Source organism: Pectobacterium sp. CFBP8739, assembly GCF_013449375.1.
In the GTDB taxonomy this organism is placed as follows: domain Bacteria; phylum Pseudomonadota; class Gammaproteobacteria; order Enterobacterales; family Enterobacteriaceae; genus Pectobacterium.
Window position 1 is genome coordinate 648,981 of sequence record NZ_JACDRR010000005.1, and the last position, 21,352, is coordinate 670,332.

The 21,352-nt window shown below is 51.1% G+C and carries 18 protein-coding genes; 10 read left to right on the forward strand and 8 right to left on the reverse strand.

Translation table 11 applies throughout. The annotated features are described in order from the left end of the window. Nucleotides 1-294 precede the first annotated feature (294 nt). The 3 genes from H0247_RS03675 to deoR all read left to right on the forward strand — a co-directional run bounded on the left by H0247_RS03675 (nucleotide 295) and on the right by deoR (nucleotide 3,793). Nucleotides 295-1,983 carry an aspartate:alanine antiporter gene (locus H0247_RS03675; RefSeq protein ID WP_180741287.1) on the forward strand — a complete coding sequence of 563 codons (1,689 nt, stop codon included), beginning with the start codon at nucleotides 295-297 and terminating at the stop codon, nucleotides 1,981-1,983. Between the two features lie 336 nt (nucleotides 1,984-2,319). After that, on the forward strand, nucleotides 2,320-2,988 hold the full coding sequence (gene deoC / locus H0247_RS03680) for a deoxyribose-phosphate aldolase (RefSeq protein WP_180741288.1): 669 nt from the start codon (nucleotides 2,320-2,322) through the stop codon (nucleotides 2,986-2,988). A gap of 31 nt (nucleotides 2,989-3,019) precedes the next feature. After that, the gene (gene deoR, locus H0247_RS03685) at nucleotides 3,020-3,793 is read left to right on the forward strand and encodes a DNA-binding transcriptional repressor DeoR (RefSeq protein ID WP_180741289.1); all 774 of its coding nucleotides are present in this window, start codon (nucleotides 3,020-3,022) and stop codon (nucleotides 3,791-3,793) included. Here the strand turns inward: deoR and H0247_RS03690 are convergent. The 4 genes from H0247_RS03690 to H0247_RS03705 all read right to left on the reverse strand — a co-directional run bounded on the left by H0247_RS03690 (nucleotide 3,790) and on the right by H0247_RS03705 (nucleotide 7,879). Beyond that, nucleotides 3,790-4,995: a serine hydrolase gene (locus H0247_RS03690; protein ID WP_180741290.1), complete on the reverse strand. Its 1,206-nt coding sequence runs from the start codon at nucleotides 4,993-4,995 to the stop codon at nucleotides 3,790-3,792. The two genes, deoR and H0247_RS03690, sit on opposite strands and share 4 nt — an antisense overlap. 287 nt (nucleotides 4,996-5,282) lie before the next feature. Further along, complete coding sequence (locus tag H0247_RS03695) at nucleotides 5,283-5,942, reverse strand: methionine ABC transporter permease (protein WP_039519142.1); 660 nt, start codon at nucleotides 5,940-5,942, stop codon at nucleotides 5,283-5,285. Beyond that, nucleotides 5,935-6,951 (reverse strand): methionine ABC transporter ATP-binding protein, encoded by a 1,017-nt coding sequence (locus H0247_RS03700; RefSeq protein WP_180741291.1) that lies wholly within the window; start codon nucleotides 6,949-6,951, stop codon nucleotides 5,935-5,937. The genes H0247_RS03695 and H0247_RS03700 overlap by 8 nt, the downstream gene beginning before the upstream one ends. An 82-nt stretch (nucleotides 6,952-7,033) precedes the next feature. Then, nucleotides 7,034-7,879 carry a MetQ/NlpA family ABC transporter substrate-binding protein gene (locus tag H0247_RS03705; protein WP_180741292.1) on the reverse strand — a complete coding sequence of 282 codons (846 nt, stop codon included), beginning with the start codon at nucleotides 7,877-7,879 and terminating at the stop codon, nucleotides 7,034-7,036. Nucleotides 7,880-8,023: 144 nt separating this feature from the next. On the opposite strand from H0247_RS03705, the gene H0247_RS03710 reads away from it, so the two are divergent. After that, nucleotides 8,024-8,641 (forward strand): glutathione S-transferase family protein, encoded by a 618-nt coding sequence (locus tag H0247_RS03710; RefSeq protein ID WP_180741293.1) that lies wholly within the window; start codon nucleotides 8,024-8,026, stop codon nucleotides 8,639-8,641. Nucleotides 8,642-8,672: 31 nt separating this feature from the next. On the opposite strand, the gene H0247_RS03715 is transcribed toward H0247_RS03710, so the two are convergent. Continuing rightward, on the reverse strand, nucleotides 8,673-9,839 hold the full coding sequence (locus H0247_RS03715) for a PQQ-dependent sugar dehydrogenase (protein ID WP_304622214.1): 1,167 nt from the start codon (nucleotides 9,837-9,839) through the stop codon (nucleotides 8,673-8,675). 223 nt (nucleotides 9,840-10,062) lie between these two features. Between H0247_RS03715 and rimO the strand changes: the two genes are divergently transcribed. Both rimO and sanA read left to right on the forward strand, forming a co-directional pair. Continuing rightward, nucleotides 10,063-11,376, forward strand: coding sequence for a 30S ribosomal protein S12 methylthiotransferase RimO (gene rimO / locus H0247_RS03720; RefSeq protein WP_180741294.1), 1,314 nt, complete (start codon nucleotides 10,063-10,065; stop codon nucleotides 11,374-11,376). A gap of 304 nt (nucleotides 11,377-11,680) precedes the next feature. Continuing rightward, complete coding sequence (gene sanA / locus H0247_RS03725) at nucleotides 11,681-12,457, forward strand: outer membrane permeability protein SanA (protein ID WP_180741295.1); 777 nt, start codon at nucleotides 11,681-11,683, stop codon at nucleotides 12,455-12,457. Nucleotides 12,458-12,465: 8 nt separating this feature from the next. On the opposite strand, the gene yeiB is transcribed toward sanA, so the two are convergent. The 3 genes from yeiB to H0247_RS03740 all read right to left on the reverse strand — a co-directional run bounded on the left by yeiB (nucleotide 12,466) and on the right by H0247_RS03740 (nucleotide 16,517). After that, the gene (gene yeiB / locus H0247_RS03730; protein WP_180741296.1) at nucleotides 12,466-13,641 is read right to left on the reverse strand and encodes a DUF418 domain-containing protein YeiB; all 1,176 of its coding nucleotides are present in this window, start codon (nucleotides 13,639-13,641) and stop codon (nucleotides 12,466-12,468) included. A 137-nt stretch (nucleotides 13,642-13,778) separates the two neighbouring features. Then, on the reverse strand, nucleotides 13,779-14,441 hold the full coding sequence (folE, locus tag H0247_RS03735; RefSeq protein WP_005967317.1) for a GTP cyclohydrolase I FolE: 663 nt from the start codon (nucleotides 14,439-14,441) through the stop codon (nucleotides 13,779-13,781). A gap of 393 nt (nucleotides 14,442-14,834) precedes the next feature. After that, complete coding sequence (locus tag H0247_RS03740; protein ID WP_180741297.1) at nucleotides 14,835-16,517, reverse strand: methyl-accepting chemotaxis protein; 1,683 nt, start codon at nucleotides 16,515-16,517, stop codon at nucleotides 14,835-14,837. A gap of 912 nt (nucleotides 16,518-17,429) precedes the next feature. On the opposite strand from H0247_RS03740, the gene H0247_RS03745 reads away from it, so the two are divergent. From H0247_RS03745 to H0247_RS03760, 4 genes are all read left to right on the forward strand, one after another. Next, the gene (locus H0247_RS03745) at nucleotides 17,430-18,320 is read left to right on the forward strand and encodes a LysR family transcriptional regulator (protein WP_180741298.1); all 891 of its coding nucleotides are present in this window, start codon (nucleotides 17,430-17,432) and stop codon (nucleotides 18,318-18,320) included. A 112-nt stretch (nucleotides 18,321-18,432) separates the two neighbouring features. Then, on the forward strand, nucleotides 18,433-19,554 hold the full coding sequence (locus H0247_RS03750; protein WP_180741299.1) for an S-(hydroxymethyl)glutathione dehydrogenase/class III alcohol dehydrogenase: 1,122 nt from the start codon (nucleotides 18,433-18,435) through the stop codon (nucleotides 19,552-19,554). 41 nt (nucleotides 19,555-19,595) lie between these two features. Next, on the forward strand, nucleotides 19,596-20,441 hold the full coding sequence (gene fghA / locus H0247_RS03755) for an S-formylglutathione hydrolase (protein WP_304622215.1): 846 nt from the start codon (nucleotides 19,596-19,598) through the stop codon (nucleotides 20,439-20,441). 157 nt (nucleotides 20,442-20,598) lie between these two features. Further along, the gene (locus H0247_RS03760) at nucleotides 20,599-21,243 is read left to right on the forward strand and encodes a glutathione S-transferase (RefSeq protein WP_180741300.1); all 645 of its coding nucleotides are present in this window, start codon (nucleotides 20,599-20,601) and stop codon (nucleotides 21,241-21,243) included. The last annotated feature ends 109 nt before the right edge of the window (nucleotides 21,244-21,352 follow it).

Consider the following 21,352-nt stretch of genomic DNA (forward strand, 5'->3'; position numbering starts at 1 on the left):
TCTATTCCCCGATATGAAAAACATGAGGCTTCGCTACGATTTATTCGACGCGCAGGTTGTCCGCAAAAAAAGACAATAACCCGCTACATTTCTTCAACAGCGACACCACAATCATTAAATTAAACAATAATTACACTGAACAATTTTTATCGGATAAATTATACTGAACGAGGCTGATTCCTTTCAGCTGACGCGTATTGATACCGTCACGGGAATTCATGCATTTCATGGCTAAATCTAGCCGCTATAATGAACAACATCAAGAACTTACTGGTAAACAACAAGTTACATTCCATGAATATAAACGTCGCTGATTTGTTAAATGGGAATTACATTCTGCTATTATTTGTCGTTCTTTCATTAGGGCTCTGTCTGGGTAAATTGCGCCTCGGGCCAGTACAACTCGGTAATTCTATTGGCGTTTTAGTTGTTTCTTTATTACTCGGCCAACAACATTTTTCGATTAATACCGAAGCACTGAGCCTCGGTTTTATGTTATTTATTTTTTGCGTGGGAGTGGAAGCTGGACCCAATTTCTTTTCTATTTTCTTCCGCGACGGGAAAAATTATTTCATGCTGGCGCTGGTGATGGTCGGTAGCGCCATGCTACTCGCGTTGGGTCTAGGTAAACTCTTTGGCTGGGGAATTGGCCTGACGGCGGGGATGCTGGCCGGTTCCATGACATCAACGCCGGTGCTGGTCGGCGCAGGCGACACGCTGCGTAACACCGCCAGTATGGGAAGCCAGCTCGGTATTGAGCAAGATCACCTGAGCCTGGGCTATGCGCTGACCTATCTGGTCGGGCTGGTCAGCCTCATTTTTGGCGCACGCTATCTGCCCAAACTCCAACATCAGGACCTGCCTACCAGCGCACAGCAGATTGCACGTGAGCGCGGGCTGGACGCAGACAGCCAGAGAAAAGTCTATCTGCCAGTGATTCGCGCCTATCGCGTCGGGCCAGAGCTGGTTGACTGGGCGGCAGGCAAGAATTTGCGCGAGTTGGGGATCTATCGCCAAACGGGTTGCTACATTGAGCGCATCCGACGCAACGGCATTCTGGCCAGTCCCGACGGTGATGCCGTTTTACAAATCGGCGATGAGATCGCGCTAGTCGGTTATCCAGACTCGCATTCCCGCCTGAACTCCAATTTCCGCGATGGTAAGGAAGTCTTCGATCGCGATTTACTGGATATGCGCATCGTGACGGAAGAGATCGTCGTTAAGAACCACAATGCCGTCGGCAAGCGCCTTAGCCAATTGAAGCTGACTGATCACGGCTGTTTCCTGAACCGTATTGTCCGCAGCCAGATTGAAATGCCGATTGACGATAACGTCGTGCTGAATAAGGGGGATGTCTTGCAGGTCAGCGGCGATGCCCGTCGAGTAAAAAGCATTGCTGACAGAATCGGGTTTATTTCTATTCACAGCCAGGTTACCGATCTGCTGGCTTTCTGCGCTTTTTTCGTTATCGGTATCATGGTCGGACTGATCACCATCCAATTTAGCAACTTCACCTTTGGTATCGGCAACGCAGCTGGGTTGCTGTTCGCCGGTATCATGCTGGGGTTCCTGCGTGCCAACCACCCGACCTTCGGCTATATTCCGCAAGGCGCGCTCAATATGGTCAAAGAATTTGGCCTAATGGTCTTCATGGCTGGTGTTGGCTTGAGTGCAGGTAGCACAATCAACAGCAGCCTAGGAGACGTCGGTATCCAAATGCTGGCTTCGGGACTCATTGTCAGTCTGGTACCCGTGGTGATTTGTTTCCTGTTCGGCGCCTATGTACTGAAAATGAACCGGGCGCTACTGTTTGGCGCGATGATGGGCGCGCGGACCTGTGCACCCGCCATGGAAATTATCAGCGATACGGCTCGCAGTAACATCCCTGCACTCGGCTATGCGGGCACCTATGCGATCGCCAACGTGCTGCTGACATTAGCGGGTTCACTTATCGTGATTATCTGGCCTGAATTACCCGGCTGAAAAAATGTAAAAAGTCGACAATATTTTTCAGAAAAGCGAGAACTTTTTCTTTTCCCTAAAGTCTGAATAAGTGCCACTGCTTTTCTTTGATTCCCCTTATTGAGGAGCCCATCGTTCCCGCCTTTCAGGTTCAAGAGCGATGGGCGTTTTATTTTCCGCTCTACATTAGCCAAAACACCTTCTCTTCTCACTTTTCACACATTCGCTATCACATTTACTTCATTTTTTGTTATTAAAATAACAAGGTTTAATTTTATTGTTATTTTTGTGACACTTTAATCATTGAGTGTCATAATCGCACCACTGATTTTTTATCGATACCACCGAGGATTTACCATGACTGACTACGCACGCTATATCGACCATACACTGCTGGCGGCCAATGCTACCGAACAGCAAATCATCACGCTGTGCGAGGAAGCGGTAGCACACCGTTTTTATGCTGTTTGTGTGAATTCAGGCTATGTTCCCTTAGTCGCCGAAAAGCTGACGGGCACTGACGTTCAGGTGTGCTCTGTCATCGGTTTCCCTCTCGGTGCAGGCCTGACGGCCAGCAAGGCTTTTGAAGCCAAAGCGGCGATTGATGCCGGCGCTCAGGAAATCGACATGGTCATTAACGTCGGCTGGCTGAAAAGCGGGAAGATTGCCGACGTTCGAGCAGATATTCAGGCCGTACGCGAGGTTTGCGCCGCTATACCGTTGAAGGTAATATTGGAAACCTGTCTGCTTGATGACGAGCAGATCGTACTGGTGTGTGAAATGTGTCGTCAGTTGGATGTCGCGTTCGTCAAAACGTCTACCGGTTTCAGCACCGGCGGTGCGCGCGAAGAACACGTTCGACTGATGCGTAGCACCGTCGGCAGCGAGATGGGTGTCAAAGCATCCGGCGCGGTTCGCGATCGCCAAACGGCACAGCGTATGATTGAAGCAGGCGCCACGCGTATCGGCACCAGCTCAGGCGTTGCTATCGTTTCAGGTGAAGCTGCCGCAGCAGGGAACTACTAACAACAAAAATAGCTTACAAATTGGGAATGTTATGGAAACGCGGCGCGACGAACGAATCGGCAGACTGGCTCAGGCATTAAAGAAAACCGATAAACTCCATCTGAAGGACGCCGCACAGCTACTCGGCGTGTCCGAGATGACCGTGCGCCGCGATCTGAATGCAGATTCCACCAGCATTATGCTGCTCGGCGGCTACGTCGTGAGTGACCTGAAAAATAACGGTGTCACAAACTATTTTGTCTCCGACCAGCAGACTAAACAGGTCAGGGAGAAGCAGGCTATCGGTGCGACTGCTGCGCATCTCGTAGAAGCAAACGATACCGTTTTTTTCGACTGCGGCACCACGATTCCTTTCATCATTGATGCTATCCCTGATGAACTGCCTTTTACCGCGATTTGCTATTCCCTGAATACCTTTTTGGCACTACAGGACAAAAAGGCGTGTAGAGTGATTTTATGCGGTGGGGAATATCATCACGATAACGCAATTTTCACCCCGCTCAACCAGCGCAGCGAGTTGGATAACATCTGCCCGAATAAAGCGTTTATCTCAGCAGCAGGTATCGAACTTAACGCGGGCGCCACCTGTTTTAACTTTGCCGAGCTGGGTATGAAACAGCGCGCAATGGCGACCGCACAGCGCAGCATTATCGTGGCGGACAGCAGCAAGTTCGGCCAGATCAAACGCGCCTACATTGGCCCGATGACGCTGTTTGATACGGTCATTTCCGACAGCGCCCCGAGCGACGCCTACTTACGTTATTTTTCCAACAACGGTATTCAGTTAATCCACCCCGGCAATTAACTGAATAGTCCACCAAACCACTGCTGCATCTTCATCATCACCGTATCCCAGAGGCGGCTAAAGAAACCGGCCTCGGGGATATCATCCATCGCCACCAGTTCGCGCTGCCCGATACTTTTGCCATCCAGTTGAAAATCGATGGTGCCGACAACCTGATTCTTGGTTAGCGGTGCGGAAAGCTGTGGTTGACTGAGCGTAAAGCTAGCTTTCAGGTTCTTCATCTGCCCTTTCGGGATGGTCAGCGCAGCATCCTGTGCGACGCTAAGTCGTGCTTCTTTCTCGGTACCAAACCAAATCCGCTGCGTGGTAAAGGGGGCATCCGCCTTAATAGGCGTTACCGTTTCAAAAAAACGGAAGCCCCAGGTAAGCAGCTTTTCACTTTCACGGAAGCGAATGGCATCCGTTTGCGCCCCCAGCACCACGGAAATCAGACGCATATTGCCTTCCGTTGCCGAGGCGACCAGATTGTGTCCCGCGCCGTTGGTGTGGCCAGTTTTCACACCGTCTACATTCAGGTTAGTGCTCCACAGCAGACGGTTGCGGTTCGGTTGGCGAATGTTATTGAAGGTGAATTCTTTTTCTTTGTGCAACGCATACTCTTCCGGCACGTCGCGAATCAACGCCTGGCCTAACAGAGCCATATCACGTGCGGTGCTGTACTGCCCTGTGGCATCAAGCCCGTGCACGGTAAGGAAATGCGTATTCGTCAGGTTAAGCGCCTTCACATAATTATTCATCAGGCTGACAAACGCATCCTGACTGCCTGCGACGTAATCCGCCAGCGCAATGCTGGCATCGTTACCAGACTGAATGACAATCCCTTTATTTAACTCAGAGACGGGGATACGGTCCCCCGGCTTAAGGAACATCAGTGACGAGCCACGTAGCGCTGGGTTGCCAGTTGCCCAAGCGTCCTTTCCGACGGTCACTTCATCCGTCGGACTAATTTTACCGGATTTAATCGCCTGTCCAATGACATAGCTCGCCATGATTTTTGTCAGGCTGGCAGGGTCAAGGCGCTCATCGGCATTGCTCTCCGCCAACACCTTACCGCTGTGGTAATCCATCAGGATAAAGGCTTTGGTGTCGATTTGCGGCACCGCAGGCAGCTGTTCAGCATAGGTGAAAGGCACCAAACCAACAAGCAATACCGTACCTACAGAGAAAGACGTGAGTCTGGTCAGGAAAGGGGTTGTTTTCATGAGTTCGCCGCAATGTCCATCAGTCGTTAAAAATTCTTAATTTTCAATATTTTTTGAAAACTTTAGTAACACATAAAAGTAACGCGTCATCTCTGGGATGAAAACCGTTCCTTCTGTAAAGATAGTCAAAGAAATGCAAGAACCAAAAAAAATGCTGATAAAAAAAGGACTTAGGGAAAATAAGGAATATCTGAAAATGCAAGCGATAGAACAATTAGAGGAAATAACGGACGGCACGAGGAACATGGCAGTGTAACTCCCTCCCTCGTGCTCAGATATGAAAACCCTTAGCGGCGTTCGCGCTTATCTGCACGCTTTGACAGCCAGTCGCCCAATGTTTGTACCACCTGCACCAGAATGACCAGCGCAACCACGGTGATCACCATCACCTCGGTTTCATAGCGGTAATAGCCGAAGCGGATCGCCAGATCCCCCACGCCGCCCCCGCCGACAATGCCTGCCATCGCCGAATAGCCGATGAGGCTCACCAGCGTAATCGTCAGGCCGCGCAATAACCCTGCTTTCGCTTCTGGCAGTAACACCGTGCCGATAATACGCATCGGGCTGGCGCCAAATGCTTCGGCCGCCTCCACGATGCCGGGATCGATTTCACGCAGCGCGCTATCCACCAGCCGCGCATAGAACGCGATCGCCGCTACTGACATCGGCACCGCCGCCGCCACGGGTCCAATGGTATTCCCCAAGAGACACTGCGTCAGCGGCAGCAGCAAGACCAGCAGGATCACGAAGGGAATAGAGCGAATAATATTCACCAACACGGTGCCAAACAGATAGACGGCGCGGTTTTGCCAGAACAAATTTCTGTCCGTGACATAAATCAGCAGCCCCAGTGGTAAACCGCCGATGACAGCAAGCAGAGTCGAAATCCCTACCATCTGGAATGTTTCGCCAAATGCCGCGACCAGATCGATCCATAAATCAGCCATGCAGCACCTCCACGTTCGCCGTTCTTATCTGAATATGTTCCACCGCTTCCGCCACTTTTACGGGGTCAGATGGATGCGTCAATAGCGCCACGAGGATGCCTAGCGCACGATTGCCGATGTATTCGATCTTACCGTGCAGGATATTCACGGACACACCAAAACGCGTCGCGACATCCGACAGCACGGGTTGCTCCGCCGATTCACCGACGAATAAAATCTTTAATAATGTGCCCTGCAAATCCTTCAGCAAGCGCGGCGGCAGCGCCAAATCGAGCGTGTGGGAAACCAACTGGCGGGTAAATGCATGCTGCGGCGTCGCGAAGATATCGAACACATCGCCTTCTTCCACCACCCTACCGCCCGTCATTACCGCCACACGATCGCACACGGCCTTAATCACGCTCATCTCATGAGAAATCAGCACGATGGTAATGCCCAGTGTCTCGTTAATCTCTTTCAGCAGCGCCAGAATAGCGGCTGAGGTTTCCAGATCGAGCGCCGACGTTGGCTCATCGCACAGTAATACTTCGGGATCGTTGGCAATCGCTCGGGCAATGCCTACGCGCTGTTTCTGACCACCGCTGAGCTGTGCCGGATAAGACGATGCTTTATCTGCCAGCCCCACCAGATTCAGAATTTCCGGCACGCGCGTCGTGATATCCGCGTTGGATTTCCCAGCGGCTTTCAGACTAAAGGCCACGTTTTCCGCCACGGTACGCGTCTGCATCAGATTGAAATGCTGAAAGATCATGCCGATTTTTTGCCGCTGTTCCCGCAGAAGCTGCCCTGACAGCTCGCTGATGAGCACACCATTGACGCGCACACGGCCTGACGTCGGCCGCTGCAAGAGATTGATGGTTCGCAGCAGCGTACTTTTTCCCGCACCACTGGTGCCGACAATACCGTAAACTTCTCCGCGCCGGATGTGCAACGACACGTTGTCTACCGCGCGGTTTTCTGGCTGCTTCCCATGAGAGAAGTCAACGCTTACCCCTTCTAACTGAATCATTATCCGCAAACTCCTAGCCTAAGCGGAAAAGAAGAAAGCCGGTCATAGACCGGCCAAATGGTATTCTGTGCAAGCCTGATGCTTACTGTGCGGGCGCTGGCGTTTTTGCCTGCATCCACTCCGGTTTCTGGAACTGGCTGTACATCAATGCCGGATCGTTGATCACTGCGGCATACGCGGGTCCTTCCACAATCGCTTTGGTATCTTTAACAAAAGGCTTGTCGAGATCGTCGGTACGCACGGCAATAATGTTTTTCAGGTTCTCATCCAGCGTTTCCAGCTTGATAGCCGATGACAGTTTCATTCCGGACGCCAGCGCGAAATTACCGTTCACCAACGATGCCGTCACGCTATCCAGCGTGCGGGGCAGTTGTGCCGCTTCCATCGGTTTAAAGACCAACCCGCGCGGGTTTTCAAGAATATCTTTCTCAGATGCTTTGGTCGGATCGATATCAGCTTTGATCGTAACCAGCCCTATCGATTGCAGGAAACGCAAACCGCGCGCCAGATTGGTGGCATCGTTAGAGAGCGTGACCACGTCTCCTTTTTTCAGCTCATCCAGCGATTTGATTTTCTTAGAGTAGAAGCCCATGCTGGCCGTCGGTACGGTAATCAGCGGGGAAATTTTTAACCCTTTATCGGCGGCGAATTTTTCCAGATACAGCGTATGCTGGAAAAGGTTGGCATCGATGCTGCCGTTAGCCAGCGCTAAATTGGGCTGAACGTAATCACTGAATTCACGCACGACGACCTTGTAGCCTTTCTTCACCAGCTCAGGTTTGATCGCCAGATTCACCATGTCGCCATACGGTCCTGGTGCCACGCCAAATGTGATCGTCTGAGGATCGCTGCTGGCCATCGCCAGTTGCATACCAGCAGCCAACAGTGTGATGCCCAACACGGCGCGAACAGAATGCGTCAATTTCATTGTGTAACTTTCCTGTCTGAATGTAACTTGCTGTCATTATTAAGAATGACAAGTTAAATCATAAAGACTAAAAAGGCATATCATTATTTCTCATCGGCTGTCGCGGATGACCGGGGCAGGCTTCACTAAGAAAGAGGGGCAGGTATGATAACGATTTGGGGTCGTGATAATTCGACCAACGTAAAGAAAGTCCTGTGGTGCGCGAAAGAATTGGCGCTGTCTTATCAGCATATTGCGGCGGGTGGGCAATTCGGCCTTAACCATGAAGCCGATTATCTGGCGATGAACCCGAATGGCCTCATCCCCTGTTTGCGGGACGGCGATCTGGTGCTGTGGGAGTCCAACACCATCGTCCGTTATCTGGCGGCACAGTATGGCCAGGATTCGCTGTATCTCGCAGATCCTAGCAAACGCGCCAGTGCTGAAAAATGGATGGACTGGGCCAGCGCCCTCGCCGTCTCTTTCGGGCCCGTGTTCATCAATATGGTGCGCGTCGCGCCGGAAAAACGCGATATGGCGTTAGTTCAGAAAGGCATCGCCGAATGCGAACGACTGTTCAATATTGTCGATACCGTTCTGGCTAATCAGCCGTGGCTATCCGGCGAACAGTTTGGCGTTGGCGATATTCCGCTAGGTTGTATTGTTTATGGCTGGCTGAATATGCCGATTGATCAGCAATCGCACCCGCATCTGGAACGCTGGTATCAGCAACTCACCGAGCGCCCCGCGTATCAGAAGCACGTCATGATTCCGCTGTCTTAAATGAAACAGGCACCGTAAGGTGCCTGATTTCTTACTCCAGCCCGACTTTCAGTAATTTGCCATTGTCATGATCGGTCAGAAAATAGAGGTAACCGTCAGGCCCCAGTCTTACGTCGCGGATGCGTTCACCGCGGTTGCTCAGCAAGCGCTCTTGTGAAACGACGTTATCGCCATCAAGCGTTAGACGAATCAGGTTCTTCTCTGCCAGTGCGCCGATAAAGACTGAGTTTTTCCACTGCGGGAAACGGTCGCTGTTATAGAAGGCCATTCCGCTGATGCCCGGTGATTTCTCCCAATAAAAATCGGGATTCACCATACCGGCGATCTCTTTTCCTTTCGCTTCTGGAATCTTCAGCCCGGAATAGTTAATGCCATGCGTTGCAATTGGCCAGCCATAATTTTCGCCCGCTTTGGGAATGTTAATTTCATCGCCGCCTTTCGGGCCATGTTCATGTTCCCACAGCACGCCAGACCACGGATTAATCGCCAATCCCTGCGGGTTGCGATGTCCGTAAGACCAGATTTCCGGTCGTGCGTTAGGCGTGTTCACAAACGGGTTATCGGACGGTACTTTCCCCTCCGCCGTCAGGCGAACAATCTTGCCTTGTAGCTTATCCAGATCCTGTGCGGTCGGGCGCTCGTTGTTTTCACCCAGCGCGATAAACAGGTGACCTTGTCGATCAAACGCCAGCTTGCCGCCGAAGTGGTTACCCGTCGACAACTTCGGTTCCTGACGGAAGAAGACCGTGAAGTTCTCTAATCGCTTATTGTCCTCGGAGAGTTTGCCATAGCCGATTGCGGTTCCCGCTTTACCATCACTGCCCTCTTCAGCAAAACTCAGGTAGATGCGTCGATTCTGCGCGAAGTCCGGCGATAGCGCGACTTCCAGCAATCCGCCCTGTGATTTAGCGAAAACCTTCGGGACGCCCGCTATCGGGGCAGACAGCGCGCTCCCCGCTTTCCACAAGCGTAAATGCCCAGCGCGTTCCGTAATCAAAATCCCCTGACCTTCCGGTAAAAACGCTAATGACCACGGGTGGTCCAGTTTATCCTGTAATTCCGTCACCTTCGGTTCTGCCGCTACTAGCGGGCTGGAAAACAGCAGCGTAGCGCCAAGCAGCAGCCAATGTGGCGCAGCAGAAAATCGTCGTAACCGTGTGTGTAAAGCAGAATGGCGAGGCATTGGGCAATAGGACATCGCGTTGTCTCCATCCAACAAAAAGTCCTGTAAATTTAGGCGGCGGGCAATGTTTGTGCAAAAAAATGGGGCAAGGTTTACATTTATTGAAGAAATCAGCGATTAAAAACCTCATCACCACGACGATAAAATGCTGAGTTTTACGCCACTGACTATAAGGATAATCAACTATGGTGTAAAATCCTCCGGTTTTTATTTTCTGTTTATTTTGTGAGCGAATAATATGCAACAACCACGTATCGGCTTTGTTTCCCTCGGCTGCCCGAAAAACCTCGTCGACTCCGAGAGGATTCTGACCGAACTGCGTACTGAAGGTTATCAGGTCGTCCCGCGCTATGACGACGCTGAACTGGTGATCGTCAATACCTGTGGTTTTATTGACAGCGCCGTACAAGAGTCGCTGGAAGCGATCGGCGAAGCGCTGAATGAGAACGGTAAAGTTATCGTCACAGGCTGTCTGGGTGCCAAAGAAAATCAAATACGCGAAGTGCATCCAAAAGTGCTGGAAATTACCGGCCCGCACAGCTACGAGCAGGTGCTGTCGCACGTACATCAATATGTTCCTAAACCGACGCACAACCCGTTTACCAGTTTAGTCCCTGAGCAGGGCGTGAAACTCACGCCACGCCATTACGCGTATCTGAAAATCTCAGAAGGCTGTGACCACCGCTGCACATTCTGCATCATCCCATCTATGCGTGGCGATTTGGATAGCCGCCCAATCGGTTCGGTGCTGGATGAAGCGAAACGTCTGGTTGATGCCGGCGTAAAAGAGCTGCTGGTGATTTCTCAGGATACCTCGGCGTACGGCGCAGATGTGAAGCAGCGTACCGGATTCTGGAACGGGCAGCCGGTCAAGACCAGTATGGTCAGCCTGTGTGAGCAACTGGCGTCTCTCGGTGTGTGGGTGCGTTTGCACTATGTCTACCCTTACCCGCACGTAGACGATGTGATTCCATTAATGGCGGAAGGCAAGATTCTGCCGTATCTGGACATCCCACTCCAGCACGCCAGCCCGAAAATTCTCAAACTGATGAAGCGCCCCGGCGCAGTCGAAAGAACGCTGGAGCGTATTAAGCGCTGGCGCGAAATCTGCCCAGACTTAACGCTGCGTTCTACCTTCATTGTCGGTTTCCCTGGCGAGACGGAAGAAGATTTCCAAATGCTGCTCGATTTCCTGAAAGAAGCTAAACTCGATCGCGTGGGCTGCTTTAAATTCAGCCCGGTCGAAGGTGCTGCGGCAAATGCATTGCCGGATCAGGTGCCGGAAGAGATCAAAGAAGAACGTTATCATCGTTTCATGCAGCTTCAGCAGGCCATTTCTACCCAGCGCTTGCAGGATAAAATTGGCCGTGAAGTGCTGGTATTGATCGATGAAATCGACGAAGAAGGCGCGATTGGCCGCAGCATGGCCGATGCCCCTGAAATCGACGGCGCGGTTTACCTGAACGGAGAAACGGGCGTGAAAGTCGGTGATATCGTTAAGGTCAAAGTTGAACACGCAGACGAGTACGATCTGTGGGGTAGCCGAGTTTAACGCGCCTATTACGCCTAATACCGATCGTTTGAGGATCGAGATACACGGGGCGACCACAGGGGTGAGGCCTCCCTGCGGGAACCTCCCCCTGTGTTTCCCCTAACAACGGACTAAGTAACCAGTATTACCCATCACGCCAGCTTTTCTGCCCGAAAGGCTGGCGTGATATTTACTGGCATTCTCATCCTAACGCTGAAAATTCAATCAATAAACCATCCGTTCCTCGCCTTCGTCTTGCGTCACCCTGTCAGGTAAAGTAGCCTTGAGGCATGATTAGTCGACTAGCCTTGCCCGAGGCATAAGCATGTGGAAACGCCTGACATTCGGTTTGTTAGCCCTCATTGGCGTGCTGCTGCTCTCTGCTTTTGCCCTCGATCGTTGGATCAGTTGGAAAACCGCTCCATTTATTTACGATGAACTTCAGGCCTTGCCGAAGCGTCAGGTTGGCGTCGTATTGGGGACGGCGAAATACTACCGTACCGGTGTGATCAATCAGTATTACCTGTTCCGTATGCAAGGGACGATTAACGCCTACAACAGCGGTAAAGTTAGCTATCTTCTGCTCAGTGGTGATAACGCGCTGCAAAGCTATAATGAACCGATGACAATGCGTCGCGATTTGATCGCCGCGGGCGTTCCGCCTTCAGATATCGTGCTGGACTATGCGGGGTTCCGTACGTTGGATTCCATTGTCAGAACACGCAAGGTGTTTGATACCAACGATTTCACCATCATCACCCAACGTTTCCACTGCGAACGCGCGCTATTCATTGCGCTGCACCTCGGGATTCAGGCGCAGTGTTACGCCGTGCCTTCGCCCAAAAATATGATGACCGTGCGAGTTCGTGAGTTTGGCGCTCGTCTGGGTGCACTGTTCGATCTGTATATCCTCAAACGCGAACCCCGCTTTTTAGGACCACAAGTGCCGATTCCCGCAGAACATACCATTCCAGAAGATGCCCCAGATTATCCTGCTGTCCTGCCGGAGCAAGTGCTGCCCTCGCCCGTTCATCAGACTAAACCTGACCAACCAGCGAAAGCCGAGCCCGAATCCAAACTACAGAACGAGCCCAGCGCTTAGGGCTTGTTCTACGCCGTTTTCCCTATCGCATTAGTCAGTTTGCGCCATAGCCATTCCAGCGGACCTTGCCGAAAATAGCGCAACCAGTAGTGAGAAAAAACCAGATTAACGATCCAGATAAGGGGCACCAGCGCTAACAGTTGCAGACGACTAAAGGCCATAAACAGACCAAGCTGGTTGAATAGCATCACACCAATAAAGGTTTGCAGCAAATAGTTGGTTAACGCCATACGCCCGACATCTGTAATCCAATACGTAATGCGCCATTGGCACAGCGTGCCCCAAAAACCGTAGCACAGCGCCAGATAGCCTATCGCCTGCAAGGGTGAACTCAGCTCGCGCGGAATTTGCAATAACAGCCCGCTCCAGCGATATTCCCAGTCCACCAGCCATTGCCCCACCACACCGATACTGTTAATCGCCAGGCCCAGCGGAATCAGCCACAGTGCCACCTTACGATAGTGCGCTGTGCTGAATTCCCCCTTCAGCCAGCCGCTGCGCATCAACCCTGCACCTAATAACATCATGCCAGCCAGAACCCAAGCGTACTGTAATCCTAATGACAAGAAACCATCCGTCAGCAGATCAAAACGAATCTTCCAGGCTTCTGCTCCCCCCAAAGTTCGCCAGTAAGCCTCATAGGAGACATCCGCCACGCTCGGTAACCAGAATCGCCCTGGTTGTAACGTCAAAATATGGTTTAGAACAAACAGAACAATGATCTCAACTAGGTATAATAAAGCCCCCATGTATATCAGTTGTCGGCTACTCGTGGCGTAACGAATGAGGTTATAACTCAGGATGCCGATCAGCGCGTAGTCAAACAAAATATCGCCATCCCACAGAAAGATGGCATGAATCGACCCAATGATCATCAACCAGAACAAACGAGCATGAACCCAGCGTACTCCTCGGGGAAGTAACAACTGCAATCCCGCCCCGAACAGAAGGGAAAATATCGTCAAAAATTTTATCTGCGCCAGCAGATCCATCGCCGCCCACGTCAAAGTATCGGACAACGTGGGGTCTCCCTGCCAGGCTGGATTAAGGTATGCCGCATGCGGTAAACCAAATGACGTAATGTTGAGCAGTAAAATGCCCAAGATGGCAATGCCACGCGCGAAATCCAGTGTAACGATCCGCGAAGGTGACGAATGCGGTGACGGAATAGTGTGAGAAGGCATACAAATTACATTTTCAAATCATCGAAGTAGCGATTGTATGCACAGAAAAGGAAAAAGCGAAGACACTTGCTAATTTGACGGTAACTTATTGTGGCGATGACGAGGATATTCCCGGCATCATCGCCAATAAAACAGGCTTAATTATGGTGGCGAACCGCGCGCAGGAATTCCTGACGTGTGTTCTGGCTGGATTTAAACAGCCCGCCGAGCGATGTCGTGGTCGTGGCGCTGGTCGCATCACGAATACCGCGCGCCTTCACGCAGTAATGCACCGCATCGATCGAAACCGCAACGTTATTGGTACCCAACAGCGTTTGCAGCGCGACGAGAATCTGCTGCGTTAAGCGTTCCTGCACCTGAGGGCGCTGGGAGAAAAACTGGACGATGCGGTTGAGTTTCGACAAACCAATGACACCATCTTTCGGGATATACGCCACCGTCGCTTTCCCATCGATCGTCACGAAATGGTGTTCACAGGTACTGGTCAGCGTGATGTCACGCACGGTAACCATTTCATCAACCTTCATTTTGTTTTCAATGATGGTGATTTTAGGGAAATTGGCGTAGTCCAAGCCGGAGAATATTTCATCAACGTACATTTTAGCGATACGAGTCGGTGTTTCAGCCAGGCTGTCATCGCTCAGATCGAGACTCAGCAAATTCATAATTTCCGTCATATGCTCAGCAATACGTTGCTTACGCGTATCCCGATCCAACAACGCCCCACGCAGCGGCGTTTCCAGACCACGTGCCAGCAGCGCTTCGTGCACCATAACGGCTTCTTTACTTAGTGATGACATTATTATTCTCCTGCAGGTGTAACTATGTCTATCGCACGGCTCTGATCAGACCCTAGCGCCGTCAACACTCTAGTTGAGAGAGTTACGATTATCCAGTGATTGTACGTCATGATTGTTGAAATAGATTCAGGTTATCACCCGCAGTGGGTGTACCACGGTGCCGTAACGGGGGGGAATCTTGTGCACAGAAAGACCTCGATTCCGCCATCAATGTTCTATTGATAAATCATAACCACATGCATAGCGGGTGGTTGTATGTTCAAGAAGCTAATGCGTTTTGAACTGGCTAAAGCCATAACAAAAAAGCACCGGGAACCTGTCCCAGTGCTTTTAGCGATAAATTACCTGAATTTCGCGGCTATCAGCACGCTGACACCACGTAACATGGAGCTATCAGAAAGTTTCCCAATTGTCGTTAGCATTGCCTTTTTTCCCACCTGCGGCCGCTAATAACATCGGTTTCTTTGCAGTTGGTGCATTCTCCGCCAGTCGATCCTGAGGACGACGGCGCGCGTCTGCAGCCGACAGTTGGAATACCGATACAGCCTCGGTCAACTGGCGAGCCTGATCTTCCAGCGATGCCGCAGCGGCGGCAGATTCTTGTACCAACGCGGCGTTTTGTTGTGTCACGCCATCCATTTCGGTGACTGCAAGCCCGATTTGTTCTATACCACGACTTTGTTCGTCCGATGCCGATGCGATTTCTCCCATCAGGTCGTTCACTCGGGTAATTGCGGAAATGATGGAATCCATCGCTTCACCCGTTTGTGTAACCTGATCAGAGCCCACATGGATACGTTCAACGGATTCTGTGATCAGGCTTTCAATTTCTTTCGCTGCTTGAGCACTGCGCTGTGCCAGATTGCGAACTTCGCCAGCAACCACCGCAAAACCACGCCCCTGCTCCCCCGCTCTGGCCGCTTCGACTGCCGCGTTCAGCGCCAGAATATTGGTTTGGAAGGCAATGCCGTTAATCACGCTGGTGATATCAGCAATTTTCTTCGAACTGGTCGTAATGCTCGCCATCGTCGCCATCACATCCGACGTGACCTCGCCACCTTTCTTCGCCGCAACAGAAGCATCCTGTGCTAACTTAGTAGCTTGGTGAACGTTATCAGCATTCTGTTTCACCGTCGCACTCAGCTCTTCCATACTGGCGGCCGTTTGTTCCAGTGCCGAAGCCTGCTGTTCAGTACGTGCGGATAAATCGTCATTACCGCTCTTAATTTCACTGGATCCCTGATGAATCGATGCGGAACTGTCTCGGATAATGGAAACGGTATTAACCAAACTGCCCTGCATCTCTTTCAGATAAGGAATCAACTGCCCAGCACAGTTACGGCCAAACTCCTCAATGGGATGATTAAGCTGACCGGCAGCCAGTACCTGAAAATAGCCCTTGATCATATTCAACGGTTTAACCAAGTAGTTAACCAAGTAGCGATCGGTCAATAAGAGGATAATCAATCCAATCACCGCTGCACCGAGCAGAATCTTGTTACTCCAGCCGACCAGACCGTACACCTCGCCCATTGAGGTTTCTGTCGACGAAAAAATCGCGGATTGGTATTTATCCATGTTGGCACCAAACGCGACGCTAAGTGGTGGATACGTTTTACGGAAGAGCTGGCGGAATTCATCCTGACGATTTTCACGCGCAGCGTTCAGCATGGGTGTCAATCCGTTGTCCAATAACTGACTCCACGCAGCAGTCATATTGTCTGCAGTTTCTTTATCAACACCAACATGTTCAATACGTTTAAATGCCGCCAGTTGATCCGATGTGATTTTAAATGCTGCGGTTGCCGCCGTGAAAACTTTCTCCGCATCGGCGACATCACCCGTTTGCTGGAAATCCATCGAGCGAACAACACGCGTAACCGTACGAAAATATTGATCGTTACCTTTTACCAAGATTTCTACGTTTTTGCGTTGTGTTTCACTGGTTTCCAACAGTTTCGTCATGCTGTTTAATGAGGTGGAGGTAAAGAAAGATGCACCGCCCCACACAACCAAAAACAGCCCCAGTATGATTAAAAGCATTGCCCTGATGGTGATATTTTTTAAAAAGTTCACAGAAGACTCCTATGAATTATTTGGCGATTTTCCTCTGTGCTTTCTGCAACATCGTCGCACATATTTATTAAGATCACGCCTAGTTTTATGTTATTTAATGAAGAGCACTATCGTTGGCTCTCATTCATTCGCATGGGTTCCTTTTATGACTAAAGGCACATATCCTTGCAGTAATAGTAGGAGCCTCCTACCACCACATGTACGTTATCGGCACAGTAGATTTGTACTTTACGCTTTTCAATTAGCCAGAATGATAAAGGGTAACTATAGCTAACGTCGATCATTTCACTATCGTTATTCTCCTTTTTATTTAGTAGGTTAAATTCATCAAGCTTCCTATCTGGAAACAGCCGATGCAACGTTGCCTCTCCATTGCACGGCTCGGCAACATACGGCTAACTCAGCTCGTCTCTCATAAATGAAGCTTATGTTTCATATTATCGGTCTGTTTTTTCTTTTTTCCATGTCTGTAGAAGAAATCATGCATTATTTTTTTGTGATTATTCTTATTTCCATACCAGCATTTCTTTTAAAAAAATAGATTCCCTCTGTGTCAATTAGTTAGCTACAGCACTGTTGGGTCAAACGGCCTTCTTTTCATTTTTTTCTCTGTATCAGAATATATTAATCATGATGATAATTACGCGAGTCATTTTTTATCAGGCTGCTTATTGTCTATATCTGCTGAATAATTTCATTCATGTCATATTTATCTCCATTTGTGATTTATTGATCTTACCGCGATACATGAAAACGTTGTTCCACGACCGCTGGCTCTCATCGCTCGGTGTACATGAGATGTGTTGTCTTCGCATCAGCGTGACATTCATCCCTTGCGAAATGTGCAGCTTGCCGCTACAATTCACAAAAAATGAATAATCAAATGCAAGTTAATTACAAAAAGAGAATATAATGGATTTGACCCAGCTCCGAATGTTCTGCCTCGTCGCCGAAACGGGCTCCGTCGCGCGTGCTGCGGAACAGCTTCACCGAGTGCCCTCAAATCTGACCACGCGGTTACGCCAGTTGGAACAGGAATTGGGTACCGATTTGTTTATCCGTGAGAAACAGCGTCTTCGTCTGTCCCCGATTGGGCACAATTTCTTATGCTATGCACAGCGCATTTTGGCACTCAGCGAAGAAGCGATCAGCATGACGCGCACGGGTGAACCCGCAGGTAATTTCGCACTAGGCTCAATGGAAAGCACAGCGGCAACTCGTTTGCCCACGCTATTAGCGACTTACCATCAGCGCTACCCCAACGTGTCGCTGTCTCTGAACACCGGTACATCAGGGGAAATTATTGAACGCGTGCGCGCAGGAACGCTGGCTGCCGCGTTAGTCGATGGCCCTGTCGTCTACGATGAGCTGAATGGCTGTTCATGCTTTACGGAACGACTCGTGCTGATATCCGACACGACGCACGCACCAATTACCCATGCGCGGGATGCCAGCCACGATACGCTGTTTGCCTTCCGCCCCAGCTGTTCTTACAGAAAGCGCCTTGAGAACTGGTTCCAACAGGATGGCGTGGTGCCCGGCACTATCATGGAGATCCACTCATACCATGCCATGCTTGCCTGTGTAGCCAGCGGGGCTGGGCTCGCCATGCTCCCCTATGCCATCCTTGAATCGTTGCCCGCTGGCGGGCGCGTTCAGGTACATGAATTACCGCCCGACATCGCCACCGCGTCTACGTGGCTCGTCTGGCGGCGCGATGCCTTCGGCCCCAACGTCGAGGCACTGAAGAAACTCATTATTGAACAGGCCAGCATGATTGAACCGCCCGCTCAGCAGGAATAACCCTTTATTTTCCCTGAGCGGCCATTTTCAAGACAGGACGACACAGCGATGATTACCCCGTCCTCTCATTCAATTTACAACCCATAACGGAATGCTATTAGGAGTCTCCACCATGCAAATGATTAAAACCCGTGCCGCCATCGCCTGGGGTCCCAACCAACCCTTGTCGGTTGAAGAAGTGGATCTGATGCCACCGCAAAAAGGTGAAGTCCTGGTACGCATCGTCGCAACTGGCGTGTGTCACACGGATGCCTATACGCTGTCGGGCAAAGATCCTGAAGGCGTATTCCCGGCGATTCTTGGCCATGAAGGTGGCGGGATTGTCGAAGCCATCGGGGAAGGCGTGACCAGCGTTGCCGTTGGCGATCACGTGATTCCGCTTTACACGCCAGAATGTGGTGAATGTAAATTCTGCCGCTCCGGCAAAACAAACCTGTGTCAGGCTATTCGCTCCACGCAGGGCAAAGGCCTGATGCCAGACGGCACCACCCGTTTTTCTAAAAATGGCCAGCCGATTTTCCACTACATGGGCACATCTACCTTCGCAGAGCACACCGTCGTGCCTGAAATTTCGCTGGCGAAAGTGAATAAAGAAGCACCGCTGGAAGAAGTTTGCCTGCTGGGCTGTGGCGTCACCACCGGAATGGGTGCCGTGCTGAATACCGCCAAAGTTAAAGCGGGCGATACCGTTGCGATTTTCGGCCTCGGCGGCATTGGCTTGTCAGCCATTATCGGCGCACAAATGGCGGGAGCCGGACGCATCATCGGCATCGATCTCAATACCAGCAAATTCGAGCTGGCGCGTAAACTGGGTGCCACCGACCTGATCAACCCGAAAGATTACGATAAACCGATTCAGGACGTCATCGTTGAGCTGACCGATGGCGGCGTGGACTTCTCCTTCGAATGTATCGGTAACGTCAATGTCATGCGTTCCGCACTAGAGTGCTGTCATAAAGGCTGGGGTGAATCCATCATCATCGGCGTAGCAGGTGCAGGCGAAGAAATCGCCACTCGTCCGTTCCAACTGGTGACCGGTCGCGTATGGCGCGGTTCTGCCTTCGGCGGCGTAAAAGGCCGTAGCGAACTGCCAGGCATTGTTGATCGTTACCTGAAAGGTGAGTTCCCGCTGAATGATTTCATCACCCACACCATGGGACTGGATGACATCAACACCGCATTCGATTTAATGCACGAAGGCAAATCGATTCGCTCCGTGATTCATTTCGGTTAATTGCACCGCAGTCAGGAACAGAAAAAGGAGGCTGTACAACGATGACTTCATCACTGGAACTGCTGGAAGAACACCGTATGTTTGGCGGCTGGCAACAGCGCTACCGCCATGAGTCAGCCACGCTGAACACCGCGATGACGTTCAGCATTTATCTGCCGCCGACACAGGATGACACGCCGCCGCCCGTACTTTACTGGCTGTCTGGGTTAACCTGTAACGACGAAAATTTTACGACGAAAGCAGGCGCGCAGCGCGTTGCCTCCGAGCTGGGTTTGGTGCTGGTCATGCCGGACACCAGCCCACGTGGTGACGGCGTAGCAGATGATGCTGGGTACGATTTGGGTCAGGGTGCAGGGTTCTACGTGAATGCCACGCAGGCACCTTGGTCGGCACACTACCGGATGTATGACTACATCAGCAGTGAACTGCCGGCACTGATTCAGCAGCATTTTAACGTGGCCAGCCGTCAGTCCATCAGCGGGCATTCAATGGGCGGGCACGGCGCGCTGATGCTGGCGCTACGCAATCCGGAAAAATTCCTGTCTGCATCTGCGTTTGCCCCGATCGTTAACCCAAGTCAGGTTCCTTGGGGACGCAAGGCGCTTACCGCCTATCTCGGCGAGGATGAGGCGCAGTGGTTGCAGTATGACAGCTGCCATTTACTGGCAAATAGCCAGAAGAAGCTGCCGATGCTGGTCGATCAGGGAGACTGCGATCAGTTTCTCCCTGACCAGTTGCAACCCGCGAAGCTGGAAGAACTGGCAAGCCAGTATGCCTGGCCGCTAACGCTGCGGACACAATCCGGCTATGACCACAGCTATTTCTTCATCGCGAGTTTCATCGAGGACCACCTGCGCTTCCACGCCCGCTATTTATTGGAAGACTAGCAGTCCGAATAATAGTGCTATGCTTACCTCGTTGAGCGCCGCGCTCAGGAATCTCCTGAGCGCGTTTTCTCTCCCAATCGTCATCATCCCTGAACAACACGAGCGCACCTGCCGCGTGCAGCCTTAACGGATCAAAAAAGAAAAAAAGGAAACCTTGATGATACACGTTCATCACCTCGAGAAATCCCGTTCGACCCGCGTGACCTGGTTGTTGGAAGAGCTGGGCGTTGATTATAAAATCATTCGCTACGCACGTGACCCAAAAACGTTTAGTGCTCCCACATCGCTCAAACAAATCCACCCGCTAGGGAAATCACCAGTGATTACCGATGGCGAACTCACCATTGCCGAATCCGGGGCCATTGTGGAATACCTGATTGAAACTTACGGTAACGGCAGACTCCGTCCACAGAGCGGACAAGCGCTACTGGACTATCGCTTCTGGCTGCATTTCGCTGAGGGTTCACTCATGCCGCTACTGGTAATGCGTTTGGTATTGGCAAAAACAGAATCCGCACCGATGCCATTTTTCATCCGTCCTATCGCACGCAAAATTGTGCAGAGTATCGAGCAGGCCTTTATTGTGCCACGGCTGACGACACAGTTGCAGTTCATCGAACAGCATTTGAGTACACAAGAGTGGTTTGCAGGAGCGTCGCTCAGCGGTGCCGATATACAAATGGCCGTCCCGCTGGTGTTAGCGAAAACGCGTCTGGATTTCAGCCGTTATCCGCATATCCAGCAATACATTGAGCGGATAGAAAGCCAGCCAGCGTTTCAACGGGCTATCGCTCAGGATTAACTGGGCAATCAGAACATATCCTCATCGGTGATAAATAACAAACCGGTCAGGAGCGACAGAGAAAGAATTCTGTGAGCGTTTACTGATTATTCATAATCTAATAACGATA